At 64.2% G+C, this 14446-nt stretch carries 8 protein-coding genes; 3 read left to right on the top strand and 5 right to left on the bottom strand.

Annotated elements, in window-relative coordinates:
• Positions 1-11: 11 nt before the first annotated feature.
• The 3 genes from L0V05_RS09705 to L0V05_RS09715 form a co-directional block, all read right to left on the bottom strand.
• Positions 12-3062, bottom strand: a complete 3051-nt coding sequence (locus L0V05_RS09705) for an efflux RND transporter permease subunit (RefSeq protein ID WP_234869906.1) — start codon at positions 3060-3062, stop codon at positions 12-14.
• Positions 3059-4162: an efflux RND transporter periplasmic adaptor subunit gene (locus tag L0V05_RS09710; RefSeq protein ID WP_234869907.1), complete on the bottom strand. Its 1104-nt coding sequence runs from the start codon at positions 4160-4162 to the stop codon at positions 3059-3061. The genes L0V05_RS09705 and L0V05_RS09710 overlap by 4 nt, the downstream gene beginning before the upstream one ends.
• Before the next feature lie 119 nt (positions 4163-4281).
• Positions 4282-5829 carry an AbgT family transporter gene (locus L0V05_RS09715; RefSeq protein WP_234869908.1) on the bottom strand — a complete coding sequence of 516 codons (1548 nt, stop codon included), beginning with the start codon at positions 5827-5829 and terminating at the stop codon, positions 4282-4284.
• Positions 5830-6033: 204 nt separating this feature from the next.
• Here L0V05_RS09715 and L0V05_RS09720 point away from each other — a divergent pair, with 204 nt between their 5' ends.
• From L0V05_RS09720 to L0V05_RS09730, 3 genes are all read left to right on the top strand, one after another.
• On the top strand, positions 6034-7842 hold the full coding sequence (locus tag L0V05_RS09720) for an SLC13 family permease (RefSeq protein ID WP_234869909.1): 1809 nt from the start codon (positions 6034-6036) through the stop codon (positions 7840-7842).
• Between the two features lie 66 nt (positions 7843-7908).
• Positions 7909-9285, top strand: a complete 1377-nt coding sequence (locus tag L0V05_RS09725; protein ID WP_234869910.1) for a M20/M25/M40 family metallo-hydrolase — start codon at positions 7909-7911, stop codon at positions 9283-9285.
• A gap of 8 nt (positions 9286-9293) precedes the next feature.
• Positions 9294-10994, top strand: a complete 1701-nt coding sequence (locus tag L0V05_RS09730; RefSeq protein WP_234869911.1) for a hypothetical protein — start codon at positions 9294-9296, stop codon at positions 10992-10994.
• On the opposite strand, the gene L0V05_RS09735 is transcribed toward L0V05_RS09730, so the two are convergent.
• Together L0V05_RS09735 and L0V05_RS09740 are read right to left on the bottom strand one after the other, a co-directional pair.
• Entirely contained in the window at positions 10991-11299 is a 309-nt protein-coding gene (locus L0V05_RS09735) for a Rieske (2Fe-2S) protein (RefSeq protein WP_234869912.1), read from the bottom strand. The genes L0V05_RS09730 and L0V05_RS09735 overlap by 4 nt on opposite strands.
• A gap of 2 nt (positions 11300-11301) precedes the next feature.
• Positions 11302-14445 carry an efflux RND transporter permease subunit gene (locus L0V05_RS09740; RefSeq protein ID WP_234869913.1) on the bottom strand — a complete coding sequence of 1048 codons (3144 nt, stop codon included), beginning with the start codon at positions 14443-14445 and terminating at the stop codon, positions 11302-11304.
• Between the last annotated feature and the right edge of the window lies 1 nt (position 14446).

A 14446-nucleotide genomic window follows, 5' to 3' on the forward strand; every position in this document is an offset into this window, starting at 1 on the left:
TGCCCTGCTGTTCAACCGGTCGGCTTCGTGTCGTCCCGGTGAAGCGTCGTGTATAGCGTCGGCAGGAAGACCAGGGTCAGGAGTGTCGCCACCAACAGGCCCCCCATGATCGCGAAGGCCATCGGCCCCCAGAACAAAGTCGGGGCGATCGGCAGAAGGCCCAGGACGGTCGACAGCGCCGTCAACAGCAGAGGGCGGAACCGGCTGGTTGCCGCCTTTATCGCCGCTTCCCGAACTCCCAGGCCCGCCGCGCGTTCGTCATTGATCTGGGTGATAAGAATGACGGCGTTTTTCGCGATCATCCCGATCAGCGCAAGGATACCCAGGATCGCTACGAAACCGAGCGAGCGCTGGAACAACAGCAGCGCCCCTACGACCCCGATCAGCCCAAGTGGGAGAAGACAGATCACCATCGCCATGTCGCGGAAGCTCTGGAGCTGGATCATCAGCAGGGTGACCATGATGAAAGCCATAAGCGGGACCACGGCAAAGACCGACGCCTGACTTTCGGCACTTGTTTCGACTGTCCCGCCGGTCTGCACCTCGAAGCCTGCCGGCAGTCCTGCACCGAATGCGTCGATCTTGTCCTGCAAGGCTTCGACAACGGCCTCGGGCGTAACGCCGGGGGCGGTATCGGCGAGGATCGTCAAGGTCGGCAGTCGGTCGCGGCGCCAGATGAAGGGCTGCTCCTGGTCATAGGAGAATGTGGCGAACTGGCCGAGCGCCACCGTGCGGCCCCCGGGGACGGGCACCTGCAGCGTGGACAGCGTGTCAAGCGAAACCCGGTCCTGCTCGTCTGCGCGGGCGACGATCGGGATCAGGTAGATGTTGTCGCGCAGCTGCGAGACGGTCGTTCCCGAAACGGCGGTGTTGAGGATCGCGGCGACCTGCGCGCTGGTCAGGCCAAGGCGGCGGGCGCGGTCCTGATCGACCTCGATCTTGAGTTGGCGGGCCGGTTCGATCCAGTCGAAATGCACATGGCGCGTGTCCGGTTCCGAGGCGACGACCCCGGCAAGCTCCATTGCCTTGGCGCGGAGTGTTTCCACATCCGGGCCGGTCAGACGGTACTGGACCGGCCAACCGACCGGAGGACCAAGCTCAAGCGGGCTGACGCGGCTGATCGCCTCGGGGAAGGTCTCGTCCAGCCAGCCTGACAGTTCCGCCTCGAGCCTCTGGCGCGCGTCGAAATCCTTTGCCATGACGACGATCTGCGAGTGATGATCGCTCGGCGGCTCGATCGAGAGCGGCAGGTAGAAGCGGATGACATTCCGCCCGACGTAAGAGCTGTAGAACTGCGCCTCGCCGCTCTCCTTGATATGATCCTCGATCCGCCGGATCGCATCTTCGCTGGCAAAGATCGAACTGGCACGCGGCAGCTGGAAATCGACGATCAGTTCCAGCCGGTCCGAGGCCGGGAAGAACTGTCGGTCGACATGACGCAAGCCCACGACGGCAAGGGCGAACAAGCCGAGGGTAACGGCGACGGTCAGAAAACGCATCCTCATCGCGACGGACAGGAAGCCCTGATAAGCCCGCAGCACCGCGCCCGGCTTCTCGGGTTCTCCGGTCGTCGCGGGCGGCTTCAGCAGGACCGAACTGACCAACGGAGCAAAGATAACCGCCACCAGCCACGATGCGATCAGCGCGATCCCGACGACGTAGAAGATCGAGATCGTGTACTCGCCTGCCGAGCTTTGCGCGAAACCGATCGGCACGAAGCCTGCGATGGTAACCAGAGTTCCGGTCAGCATGGGCGCAGCCAGCGTTCGGAAGGCGAAACTGGCCGCCTGATCGATCGTCTCACCGATCGCCAGCCGTCGCAGGATCGCGTCCACCGTCGTCATCGCATCATCGACCAGAAGCGCCAAGGCGATGATGAGCGCCCCAAGCGAGATGCGGTGCAGGTCGATCCCGAAAGCCTGCATAACCAGAAACACGATGGCGAGCGTAACGGGAATGGTGATCGCGACGACCGCCCCCGGGCGCACCCCGAGTGCAATGAAGCTCACGCCAAGGATAATGGCTACGGCTTGCCAAAGCGACTCGGTGAAGTCGCCGATCGCCTGATCCACGACCACCGGCTGATCCGAAATCAGGATCGGCTCGATCCCAATCGGCAGTTCCGCCTTGATGTTCGCCATGGCCTTGTCGATGTTCTGGCCGAGCGCAAGGATGTCGCCGCCCTCGGCCATCGAGATCGCTAGTGCGATGGCTCTTTGCCCGTTGATCCGCAGGAGCGGCTGTGGCGGATCAGACAGGGTTCGCCGGACCGTCGCGATATCGCCAAGGCGGATCATGCGGCCATCGGCCACCAGCGAGACATTTAGCAGATCGGCCTCACTCTCGAACGAGCCCGACACCCGGATCGCGACATTCTCCTGACCCGTGGTAACAACACCGGCGGGGCGCACCACGTTCTGCGCGGCAATCGCCTCGAAGATGCGGCCATAATCGAGGCCCAACGCGGCCACACGGTCCGGCAGGAACTCGAGCAGGATCTGTTCATCCTGCACGCCAATCCACTCGACCTTGGCGATGCCATCCACCTGCCGCAGCAGCTCCGAGCGGACCATGTCGACATTGTCGCGCAACTCGCGATCCGAGAATCCGTCGGCAGTGAACCCGTAGATGATGCCGAACACGTCTCCGAAGCTGTCATTGAAGAACGGTCCCAGCACGCCGGGAGGAAGGGTGTGGCGGATATCGCCGATACTGTTGCGAACCTCCTGCCAGACGGCCGGCACTCGATCCGGCGGGAAGGATTCCTGCAGGTCTACATAGATGGTGACGATCCCCGGCCGGGTGATCGACTGAAGTGCATCCAAGCCCGTCGTCTCTTCCAGCCGCCGCTCCAGACGGTCGGTCAGCTGGGTCTGGGTCTCCTCCATCGTGGCGCCGGGCCAGACGGCGGTGACAAGCATCGTCTTGATGGTGAAGCTGGGATCTTCGTCGCGGCCGAGATTGATGAAGGCAAAGGCCCCCGCGATCACCGAGACGATCATCAGGTAGATGGTCAACTGGCGGCTTTTCAGCGCCCAGCTTGACAGGTTGAAGCTTGTCATTGCGCCGCTCCGGCCAGGCGAACGGTCTGGCCGGGGCGCAACGCCTGCACACCCGCCGTCACCACGACGTCGCCGGGCTCAAGCCCCGCCTCGACCAGCACGCTTGCCGGCAGGAATCGCTCGACCTCGATGTCGCGCAGGCTCACTGTCATGGTGGCCGAGTCGATCACCCAGACAGCAGGCCCGGTTTCGCTGCGGGTCAGCGCGGTCGCGGGGATCTCGATGACGGTTCCCTCGCCGAAATCGGCCGTGCCGGTTACGGTGGACCCCAACCGAAGCTCGCCCGGCGGGTCGATCAGCCCGACGCGCACGCGGAAAGTTCCGGTCACCAGATCGGCGCGGGGGGCAACTTCGCGGATGCGGCCCTTGGTGCTGATCGTCGGGCTTTGAGACAGCGCGACGGTGACCTCGGGATCGGCGGGGCTGGTTTCAAGGATGTTTGCAGGTACGTCGAACACGGCATCTAGCCCGCCATCGCGCGCCACCTGCACGACCATGCGCCCCGGCTGCACCACCTCGCCCGGCTCTGCGCCAATCGCTGTGACACGTCCCGGCGCATCGGCATAAAGGGCGGTGTCATTCAGCCGACGCTTGGCGATCAGGTATTGCGCCCGTGCCGCATCGGCCTGCGACTCCGCCGTGGTCAGGCCGGTCTCGGCCCGGTCGAAGGCCGCACGCGACGCGAAACCACGGTCGTACAGCTGGCGTTGCCGGTCGAAATTGGTGCGCGCCTCGGAGAGTTGCCCCTCTGCCGCGGTCATCGTGGCTTCGGCGGCCCGCAGACCATTCTCCTCGTCGGACGGGTCGAGACGGGCAAGGAACTGCCCCGCCTCCACCTGATCGCCAACCCCCACTGCCCGCTCGGTCATCCGCCCGCCGATGCGGAAGGCAAGGTCTGCCTGCACCTGGCTTTCGACGATCCCCGCCAGCGAAACGGTCATGCCCATCGTCTGCGGCTGTACCGTAACGCTGCGCACCGGACGAGCCTGTTCCTCGGCCGGTTTCTCTTCCTCACCCTTGCAGGCACCGAGAGTGGCGACGACCCCCAGAACCAGCGCCATTCGTGTCGCGTTGCGCAGCGCTGCCAGCGGTTTCTGCATGGGTTGCTCCTTGATCGTCAGGTGCGCACCCGGGGCGATCCGCCGGGGCATTCAGTTTGCTCTGCGATGCAGAATCGAAGGGCTGCGGTCAAGCCGCAAGGTCGAGCTGTCAGCGCGGTTCATGCCGGTCCGAGCGGGATTCCCAACAGATACCAGCCAATCAGGAACAGCGTCCACAGCACCAGCAGAACCACCGTATATGGCAGCATAAGCGCGATGATGGTGCCCATCCCCGCGTCCTTCTGGTACTTCTGGGCGAAGCCTACCATGACCGCCAGATAGACGTTCAACGGCGTAATGACATTCATCGGGCTGTCGCCGACCCGGTAGGTAGCGAGCACCAGGTTCGGATCTCCGCCAAGCCGCATGAACAGAGGCACGAAGACCGGTGCCAAGATCGCCCATTTTGCCAGCGCGCCGGTCAGGATGATGTCGATGATCGCCACGACGACGACGAAGAGGATGATGTAGCCTACGGCCCCGATCGGTACGGTCTGCAGGAAGTCGGCCAGATTGACCGCCAGCACGGTCGCAAGATTGGTGAAGTTGAAGAAGGCGATGAAATTGGCGATGACGAACAGCAGGAAGATCATCCCTGCAAGGTTGCTCCAGGTCTTGACCACCAGTCCGATCGCCGCCGTCACGTTGGCGATGGTGCCCGCGCCGCGGCCGTAGGCATAGCCGACCACAAGGAACAGAAGGCTGATGAGCACGATCAGACCGCTCATGAAGGGCGAGCCCGCCATGATCCCGCCGGTTTCCTGATTGCGCAGGATGCCCCATGGAACGGGCGGCGCGGTCAGCAGGCCAACGACGATCACATAGCCAAGCAGCGCCCGGCCGGCGTATTTCAGCCCCTGAGACTCCTGCGAGGACAGCTGCACGCCGCCTTCGATCGGCAGCCCGCCGGTATAGGGACCAAGGCGCGGCTCGACGAATTTCTCGGTGATGATTGTGACAATGATCGCCATCAGGATCGAGGAGGCGATCATGAAGAAAAGGTTGCCCACATCGCTGATCGCCGCATTCGGGTTCACCGTATGGATCGCATCGTTTGTCACAGCGACCAGCAGCGCATCGGTCGGCGTGACGAAGACGTTGACCAGGAAGACCGCCGCGACGCCGGCAAAGGCCGCCGCAAGGCCGGCCAGAGGATGCCGCCCCATCGAATGGAAGGCGGCAGCGCCCAGAGGAACAAGCACCAGATAGCCCGCATCGGCGGCGATCGAGGACAGGACCCCCACCATCACGATGATAAAGGTGAACAGCCCTGCCGGAGCAACCGCCACGATCTTGCGCACCAGCGTGGCGATCAGGCCCGACTCCTCGGCCAGACCGACACCGATCATGGCAACGAGGATCACGCCGACCCCCGCAAAGCCAAGGAAGTTCGAGACAGGCGTCGTGACCATGAAACGGATACCGTCAGGCGACAGCAGGCTGCGGACCGACGCCGTCTGCTCGACAATATCGTTCACGACAGGGTCAAACCCCTCGTAGGTGACGGTCGTTCCCAACGCTGCGAAAATCACCGAAAGCAGGATCACGATCCCGATGAGAAGGAAGAAGATGATCGCAGGATGCGGCACCATGTTGCCGACACGCTCGATCGTCCCAAGGAAACCGGACATGCCGGCCGCCTTCGGATCCTGCGGTTTCGCTGCCATACTCGCCCCCCTTCGCCGGGGCGCTGTGGCCGCCCCCCTTTGACCAAGACCATGGCACGAAATCGCTTTTGTCGGCAAGCACCGCATCCCGACAATGGCTTCCAGATTCGGTCGCCAGATTGGCCTTCAACCGATTTGCGGTTGCCGACCTCGGCGCATGTCGTCCATTATCCCGGCGCAACAGGAAGGCGAATGGGGGCTGGCTTGAGCGAGATCTGGACCGTATTTGCGATTGTCGGTGGCATCATCGTCCTGTTCATCTGGGACCGACTGCCCGTCATCGCCGTCTGTATCGCGGCCGCACTCGCCCTGTGGGCAACGGGAATTCTGACGCTCCAGCAATCACTTTCGGGCTTTGGCGACCCGGCCGTCATTTTCATCGCATCGCTGTTTGTTGTCTCGGCCGGGCTAGAGGTTTCCGGGGTCACCGCTTGGGCCGGACAGATCCTCATCAAGCAGGCAGGCGAGAGCCGGACGCGGCTGATCGTGCTGATGATGGCGTTTGTCGGCGTCCTTGCCGCGCTCATCAGCGTCAACGGCGCCGTCGCCGCCCTGCTACCGGTTGTAGTGGTGATGGCGATTCGCCTGGGACGTGCGCCGTCGCAGCTTCTGATGCCGCTGGTCTTCGGCGCACATTGCGGCTCGCAGCTGATGCTGACGGGCAGTCCGGTCAACGTGCTGGTCGTCGAGGCGTCCGAGAATGGCGGGGGCGGCGGCTTCGGCTACTTCGAGTTCGCGCTTGTCGGCATTCCGTTGGTGCTGGGGTGTATCGCGATCGTCGTCCTCTTCGGTGAAAAGCTGCTGCCGAACCGCACCAGCGAGACACTTCCCCCCGATCTAAGCCGCCATGCGATGACGCTGGTCGAGCAATACCGCCTGTCGAGCGATGTTCACCAGTTGCGGGTCCGCGCAGGGTCGCCCCTGATCGGAACCCCGCGCGAAGAGTTGGGCAAGGTCGCGACCGGCGGCCTGAGCTTCGTCACCCTGAAGGATCACGAGGGCCGCCCAATCCGCAGTGACTCCGTCGCCGAGAACGACATCCTGGTGCTCAAGGGCCCTGCCGATGCGGCGGCAGAACTGGCAGTCGAACAAGGTCTCGCCTTCCGCGAGGATGTGCCTGCGGGCGGTGTGACTGACCAACTGTTCAACCGGGACTCCGGCCTGGCCGAAGTGCTGGTTCCGCCACGGTCGCCCCTGATCGGCAAACGGTTCTTCCCCGGCATGGTGACGGAAAGCGGCGACCTGATCGTGCTTGCGATCCAGCGTCAGGGCGCGGATCTGCAACCGGGCGAGGCGCTGGCTGCCGGCGACACGTTGCTGCTGCAGGGCACATGGTCGGCGCTCGACAAACGGCTGCATCCGGCCGAAGTACTCGTGGTGAACTCGCCCGATCTGGTGCGTCGACAGGCCGTGCCGATGGGTCCGGGTGCACAGACCGTCCTGATCGCACTCGCGATCATGGTGATCCTGCTTGCAACCGGGCTGGTGCCGCCGGCGGTGGCGGGGCTTCTTGCGGCCGGCATCATCCTTCTGACCGGAGTTCTGACGGTTGACGGGGTCTATCGCGCGATCAACTGGACGACCGTGATCCTTGTCGGCGCTCTGACACCATTGTCCACGGCGATGGATCAGACTGGCGCCGCGCGGATGCTTGCTGACGGGCTGGTGAGCTTCGTCGGCGACCATGGCCCCTATGCGCTGCTTGCTGGTCTGTTCCTGTTCTCGGCCATCCTTGGCCAGGTTATCTCGAACACGGCCACCTCACTGATCGTGATCCCGATTGCCGTCGTCGCGGCCAAGCAGATGGGCATCTCGATCCAGCCCGTGCTGATGAGCGTTTCGGTCGCCTGCGCCGCCGCGCTCCTGACGCCGGTCGCCACGCCGACGAACCTGATGGTGATGGAGCCAGGCGCCTATAAGTTCGGGGATTACTGGAAGCTCGGCCTGCCGATGATGATCTGGTATTTCATTCTGTCGGTCTTCTACGTGCCGCTGATCTGGCCGTTCTACTGAGGCCTATACCCAGTTTTGGCGGCCGCGCCCCGGCACGGCCGCGCATGTGTTCAGGGAGGAAATCACATGTCCGATCTCGACAAGGTCTTGGCGCATATTGACGCCGATATCGACAATGCTCTCGACCGCCTGTTCCAGACAGTACGGATTAAGTCGATTTCGACTGATCCGGCCTATGCGGGCGAGACGCGCGCTTGCGCCGAGTGGCATTCGAAGGACCTCGAGGCGATCGGCTTCAAGTCCGAGGTTCGCGACACTCCCGGCCACCCGATCGTGCTGGCCAAGAACCACGACGCCAAGGGCACCAAGGTGCTGTTCTACGGCCATTACGACGTGCAGCCCGCCGACCCGCTTGAACTGTGGGAGGGCGACCCATTCGAGCCGAAGATCGCCACTCTGCCCGATGGCAGCAAGGAAATCCGCGGACGCGGTGCCTCCGACGACAAGGGCCAGATGATGACCTTCATCGAGGCCTGCCGCGCGTGGAAGGCGGTCACGGGCAAGCTGCCGATCCCGATCACCATCCTTCTGGAAGGCGAGGAAGAGTCAGGGGGCGCCAACCTGCCCGGCTTCCTCGATGCCGCGAAAGACGAACTCAAGGCCGATGTCGCGATGATCTGCGACACGAACATGTGGGACAAGGAAACCCCGGCGATCACTACAAGCCTCCGCGGCCTCTGCGCCGAGGAGATCTTCATCCATGCCGCCGACCGCGACCTGCATTCGGGCTTCTACGGCTCGGCTGCGGCGAACCCTAACCACATCCTCGCCCGTATCATCGCCGACCTGCGCGATGCAGATGGCCGCATCACCATCCCCGGCTTCTATGACGGCGTCCCGGAACCTTCGCCCGACCTGCTCGCGGGCTGGGACAAGCTCGGCTTCTCGGAAAAAGCCTTCCTCGGCGAAGTGGGCCTGTCGATCCCGGCCGGCGAGAAGGGCCGCTCTGTGCTCGAACAGACCTGGTCCCGCCCGACCTGCGAGGTCAACGGGATGCATGGCGGCTATATCGGGGACGGCTTCAAGACCGTCATCCCCGCCGTTGCCTCGGCTAAGATCAGCTTCCGCCTCGTCTACGACCAAGACCCGCACAAGATCCGCGCCGCCTTCCGCGACTTCGTGAAGGCCCGCGTGCCCAAGGACTGCCGGGTGGAGTTCACCGAGTTCGGCTCGGGCCGTGCCGTGGCCTTCGAGGTCTCCGCCCCCGCCTTCCAGCGCACGCAGGCTGGCATGTCGGACGAATGGGGCAAGCAGGCGGCCTTCGTCGGCGGTGGCGGTTCGATCCCCGTGACCACGATGATCAAGGAAAAGCTCGGCATGGACGTGGTCATGGCGGGCTTCGGCCTGTCGGATGACCGCATCCACAGCCCGAACGAGAAATACAGCCTGACAAGCTTCCACAAGGGCATCCGCTCCTGGGCCCGGGTTCTGGCGCAGCTCTGAGGCCCATGGTGTCGGACGCGGACCGGCACCCCGAACTGTCCCGCCGCTTCGGTGCGCTCAGCCGCGCCGAGGCGGTGCTGGTCGAGAACATCGGTATAGGCCATTTCGACCGGCTGGGGTCCCTGCCGGTCGAGGGTGATCCGGACCGCCTGGTGAGGGCCGAGCTCATCCGCGCGCTCCTGCTGGGCGGCGATGGACTCCCGAAGATGCACGAGAAGGGCATTCGCCTGTCCGGAGCCTGGATCAAGGGCATCCTCGATCTCGAAGGCTGCCGCATCCCGCATGATATCGGCCTGCTCGACTGCCGCTTCGATGCGCCTCCCGTCCTTCGCTCCGCGGTGGTCGATACGGTGTCCTTCGACGGATCGGTGCTGCCCGGCCTCGCGGCCGACAGGGTCGACGCGCGTGGCGACATCCTGATGCGCTCGGCGCAGATCAGCGGGCCAATCGCGCTACGGGGCGCGCGGATCGGCGGGGATTTTGCACTCGATGGCGCCGAGCTCACTCACGCCGACGATCGGGCGGTCAGCGCCGAAAGGATCGCCATTCGAGGAGGCGCCCTGTTCCGTGGGACCAGGGTGCTGGGAACGATCGCCCTTCCCGGCGCAAAGATCGGCGGTGATCTCGATTTCGTCGGTGCGCATGTGGAGCGGCATGACGGACCGGCGATCGAAGCGGATGCCGTGCAGATCGGTGGCGATCTCATCCTTCGACGGGTCGAGGTGACGGGTCGCATCTCGGCCGTCTCTGCCCGTATCGACGGCGATGCCGACGCCTCGGGCGCAGGACTCTGGGCGCCGGGCGAGATCGCGCTGAACCTCAACCGAAGCGAGGTCGACGGCGCGTTCTTCCTGAGACACGAGGCCGTCATCGACGGGGCGCTGAGCCTGTCTGGCGCCACGCTTGGCGCCATCGTCGATGAGGCGGCCTGCTGGCCGAAACCGGGCGATCTGCTTCTGAACCGCTGCCGCTATGGCGGCTTCCTCGGCGCCCCGGTCGGCGCGAAGGAGCGGCTCGACTGGCTGTCGCGGCAGGACCCCTCCCGATGGGGCGAGGATTTCTGGCCGCAGCCCTACGAGCAACTCGCCCGCGTCCTGGCCGAGATGGGGCATCAGGAGGACAAACGCTCGGTCCTGATCGCGAAAGAGCGGTTGCAGAGGCAAGCCCGCATCCGCCGGGCCCGCCGCTGGCCTCGCAAGGCGGTGCTTTGGATGTCCGACCGGCTGCTCTGGGTCACGACCGGCTATGGCCGCCTGCCGCTCCTGGCCCTCGTCTGGATCCTCGTCTTCTGGCTTCTGGGCGGCTTCTACTATGCGTGGCTCGAACGGACCAACGCCCTGCGCCCGAATTCGCCCGTGGTTCTGCGCTCGCCCGAATGGGTGCTTTGCGGCGTGCCCCAGGGGCAGACATTGTTCCTTCCCTCTATCGGGCAGGAGCGTGAGGGCCGCGCCCTGCCCGGCCAGGCCCAACTCGCCTGCTTCAAGGAGCAGCCAGAGGCCGCAGCCTATCCGAAGTTCAGCGCCCTGATGCTTTCGGCCGACATGATCTTTCCCGGCCTTGGCAGTGGGCAGAAGGACTTCTGGTCACCTGATACCAGGATCACGGCGGGATACTTCGGCAAACTTTATGCCTATTTCCAGACGCTGGCCGGTCTTGGTCTGGGCCTGCTGGCGGTGGCGGGGTTCAGCGGGATCGTACGGTCGGACTAGTCCGGCAACTGTGCCTCGACCCGGCCTCTTACCACCCGAACGGAAAAGACCGGCAAAGGCGGGCCATCTTCTTCGCTGGTGCCATCCGTCAGGTCGAAGGCCGCGCCATCAGCAGGGCATTCGAGCACCGTTCCATCCAGTACCGCCCCTGCCAGAGGAGCATCGCAGACCGGGCAGGAGCCGGCACAGCAGAAGACCGTGCCATCATCCGCCTCGAACACGACATAAGGCAGGCCTGCATGATGAAAGGGCACCGCCTCCTCATCCTGAAGTTCTTCAGTCGGACAGACGACAACCCAGCCCATGCTCACGCCTCCTTCGCCGGGGCCTCGACCGTCTTGCGGCCCTTCACCCTCTCACGGATCGACTGGAACACGACGTAGAGGGCCGGCACGACGAAGATGCCGACAAGAGCCGCCGAGAGCATCCCCGCCGCCACCCCCGTGCCCACGGACCGGCGGGAGATCATGCTGGCGCCCGTCGCCGTCACCAGCGGGATCAGGCCGGCGATGAAGGCGAAGCTCGTCATCATCACCGCACGAAAGCGCGACCGCGCTCCGTCGATGGCGGCATCGACGATCGATTCCCCGTGTTCGCGGCGGAGCTTCGCGAATTCGACAATCAGGATCGCGTTCTTGGCTGCCAGCGCGATCAGCACCACAAGGCCGATCTGGGCGTAGATGTTGAACGGCAAGCCGGTCAGCTTGAGCGCCCCCATTGCCCCGGCGACGCCAAAGGTCACCGACAGCATCACCGGCACCGGAATTGTCCAGCTTTCGTACAGCGCGACGAGGAAGAGGTAGGCGAACAGCAGGGCAAGGGCGAGGATCATCGTGGTCTTGCCCGCCGCCTCCTTCTCCTGCAGCGCCGTGCCGGTCCATTCATAGCCGAAGCCGGGCGGCAGGGTCTGGGCCGCGACCTGCTCCATCGAAGCGATCGCCTGGCCGGACGAGGCTCCAGCAGAGGGCCCGCCGTTGATCGTGGCCGAACGGTTGTTGTTGTAGCGCTGCAGCATCATCGGACCGACGGTGTAATCGGGTGAAGAGAAGGCACCGACCGCAACCATTTCTCCGGTCGTCTGTGACCGCACATGCACCCTGGCGATGTCGTTGACCGAAGTCCGGTCGTCCTCGGAGCCGGCAAGCTGCACCTGCCAGGCCCGACCGAACAGGTTGAAGTCGTTGACATAGACTGTTCCGAGGATCGCCTGCAGGGTCGAGAACACGTCCGACAGTTGAACGCCCAGCGCATAGAGCCTGTCGCGGTCGATGTTCAGGAACAACTGGGGCGTATCCGCCGAGAACGTGGTGTAGACGCCAGTCAGGCCGGGGTCCTGGTTCGCCGCCGCCGCGATGCCACGCGCCGTTTCCGCCAGTTCGATCGGCGAGCGGCCCTGCCGGTCGATCAGCTGGAACTCGAAACCCGACCCGGTGCCGAGACCCGAGATCGGCGGCAGGTTGAAGGGGATCACCTGCGCCTCGCGGATCGCCGCGCCATCGGCATAGGTGCGCTTGAGCGCGGCATAGACAGACTTCGAGAAATCGGTTCTTTCCGCGAAGTCCTCGAGCGAAACGATCGTGAAGGCCGCATTCGATCTGGCCAGGCCATCGAGCATGGAATAGCCGGTCATCGAGGTGACGTTCTTGACCCCGGGGATCGCCCGGACCATCTCGATCACCTTTGCCTGCACCGCTGCCGTCCGGTTGACCGAAGCGGCATCGGGCAGGCGCGTCTCGATCATGTAATAGCCCTGATCCTCTGCCGGCAGAAACCCGGTCGGCACCGTCTTGAACAGCCAGCCCGAAAGCCCGAGCGCTGCGGCAAGCAGCACCAGCCCGATGATCGATCGCCGAGCGATTGCGCCCGCGACGTAGGCATAGCCGTCGCGCGTCTTGTCGATGCCGCGGGAAATCCAGCCCATCACCCCTTTTCGCGGCCCGTGATGGGGCTTGAGGATGATCGCGCAAAGCGCCGGCGACAGCGACAGGGCGTTGATCGCCGAAATCACCATCGAGACAGAAACGGTCACGGCGAATTGCTGGAACAGCTGCCCGGAAATGCCGGGGATGAAGGCCACCGGCACGAAGACGGACAAGAGCACCAGCGTGATCGCGATGATAGGCCCGGTGATTTCGCTCATCGCGGCGCTGGTGGCTTGCGCCGGGGTCATCTCCGGGTGGTCGTGCATCTTGGCTTCAACGGCCTCAACCACCACGATGGCGTCATCGACGACGATACCGATCGCCAGCACCATCGCCAAAAGCGAGACGGTGTTGATGGTAAAGCCCAGGGCCAGCATGATCGCGAAAGTGCCAATCAGCGCCACCGGCACGGCAATGACCGGGATGATGGTCGCACGCAGGCTGCCAAGGAAGATGAAGACAACGACCACGACCAGCACGAACGCTTCGATCAACGTATGCTCTACCTCGGAGATGCTCTCCTTGACGAAGATCGAACTGTCCCCGACCAGGTCATAGGTCACCCCGGGCGGGAAATCCGCCTGCATCTCGGCCATGACCTGCTTCACACCCGCTGCCGCGGCCAGCGAGTTCGCGCCCGGCGAAAGGTAAAGTCCGATCAGCGTTGCTGGCGCGCCGTCGAACGACGTAAGGACATCCGAGTTCTTTTCGCCCAGTTGCACATCGGCGATGTCGCCGATGGTCACGGTCGATCCATCAGGGTTTGCGCGGATGATGATCTTGGCGAACTCGGCCGGGTCCGAAAGGCGACCTTGCGTCTGCACGTTCAGTTGCAGTCCGGGATCCTTGACCATCGGCTGGGCGCCCACCCGGCCGATGGCGGCCTGGATGTTCTGCGTCTTCAGCGCGTTCGAGACATCGGACGGCGTAAGGCTGAACGAGGCCAGCCGGTTCGAGTCGAGCACGATCCGCATCGCGAACTCGTTCGAAGAAAAGATCGAGGCATCGCCGACGCCCGGCACCCGCTTCAGCGCATCGAGCAGGCTGATCCGGGCATAGTTGGTCAGCGTTGCCGCTGTCTGGCTTGCGTCGGGAGAATGAAGCGCCACGCCCATCAGCAGCGCCGAAGACTTCTTCGCAACCTTGACCCCGGTCTGACGCACTTCGGACGGCAGAAGCGGCGTTGCCAGCGACACACGGTTCTGGACGTTGACCGTCGCAATATCGGGATCGGTGCCAACGGCGAAGGACACGGTAAGGGTGTAGGACCCGTCGGCACCCGAGGTCGAACGCATGTAAATGGAGTCGTCCACGCCGACGACCTTGTCCTCGATCACCTGGGCGACGGTTTGCTCCGTCACCTCGGCGCTGGCGCCGGGATAAGACGCGGTCACCGAAACCTGCGGCGGCACGATGTTCGGGAACTGCTCGATCGGCATGACCGACATGGCGATGAAGCCCGCAATGGTCAGCACGATCGAGATGACCGCCGCCAGCCGCGGACGGGCAATGAAGATGTCGGCAAACATC

The organism is Alitabrizicola rongguiensis, from assembly GCF_021491355.1.
Lineage (GTDB): Bacteria > Pseudomonadota > Alphaproteobacteria > Rhodobacterales > Rhodobacteraceae > Aliitabrizicola > Aliitabrizicola rongguiensis.

What these genes read in the sequence shown, in the direction of transcription:
- L0V05_RS09705 (WP_234869906.1), bottom strand. Translation starts at nt 3,062, where the DNA reads ATGACAAGCTTCAACCTGTCAAGCTGGGCGCTGAAAAGCCGCCAGTTG.
- L0V05_RS09710 (WP_234869907.1), bottom strand. Translation starts at nt 4,162, where the DNA reads ATGCAGAAACCGCTGGCAGCGCTGCGCAACGCGACACGAATGGCGCTG.
- L0V05_RS09715 (WP_234869908.1), bottom strand. Translation starts at nt 5,829, where the DNA reads ATGGCAGCGAAACCGCAGGATCCGAAGGCGGCCGGCATGTCCGGTTTC.
- L0V05_RS09725 (WP_234869910.1), top strand. Translation starts at nt 7,909, where the DNA reads ATGTCCGATCTCGACAAGGTCTTGGCGCATATTGACGCCGATATCGAC.
- L0V05_RS09735 (WP_234869912.1), bottom strand. Translation starts at nt 11,299, where the DNA reads ATGGGCTGGGTTGTCGTCTGTCCGACTGAAGAACTTCAGGATGAGGAG.
- L0V05_RS09740 (WP_234869913.1), bottom strand. Translation starts at nt 14,445, where the DNA reads ATGTTTGCCGACATCTTCATTGCCCGTCCGCGGCTGGCGGCGGTCATC.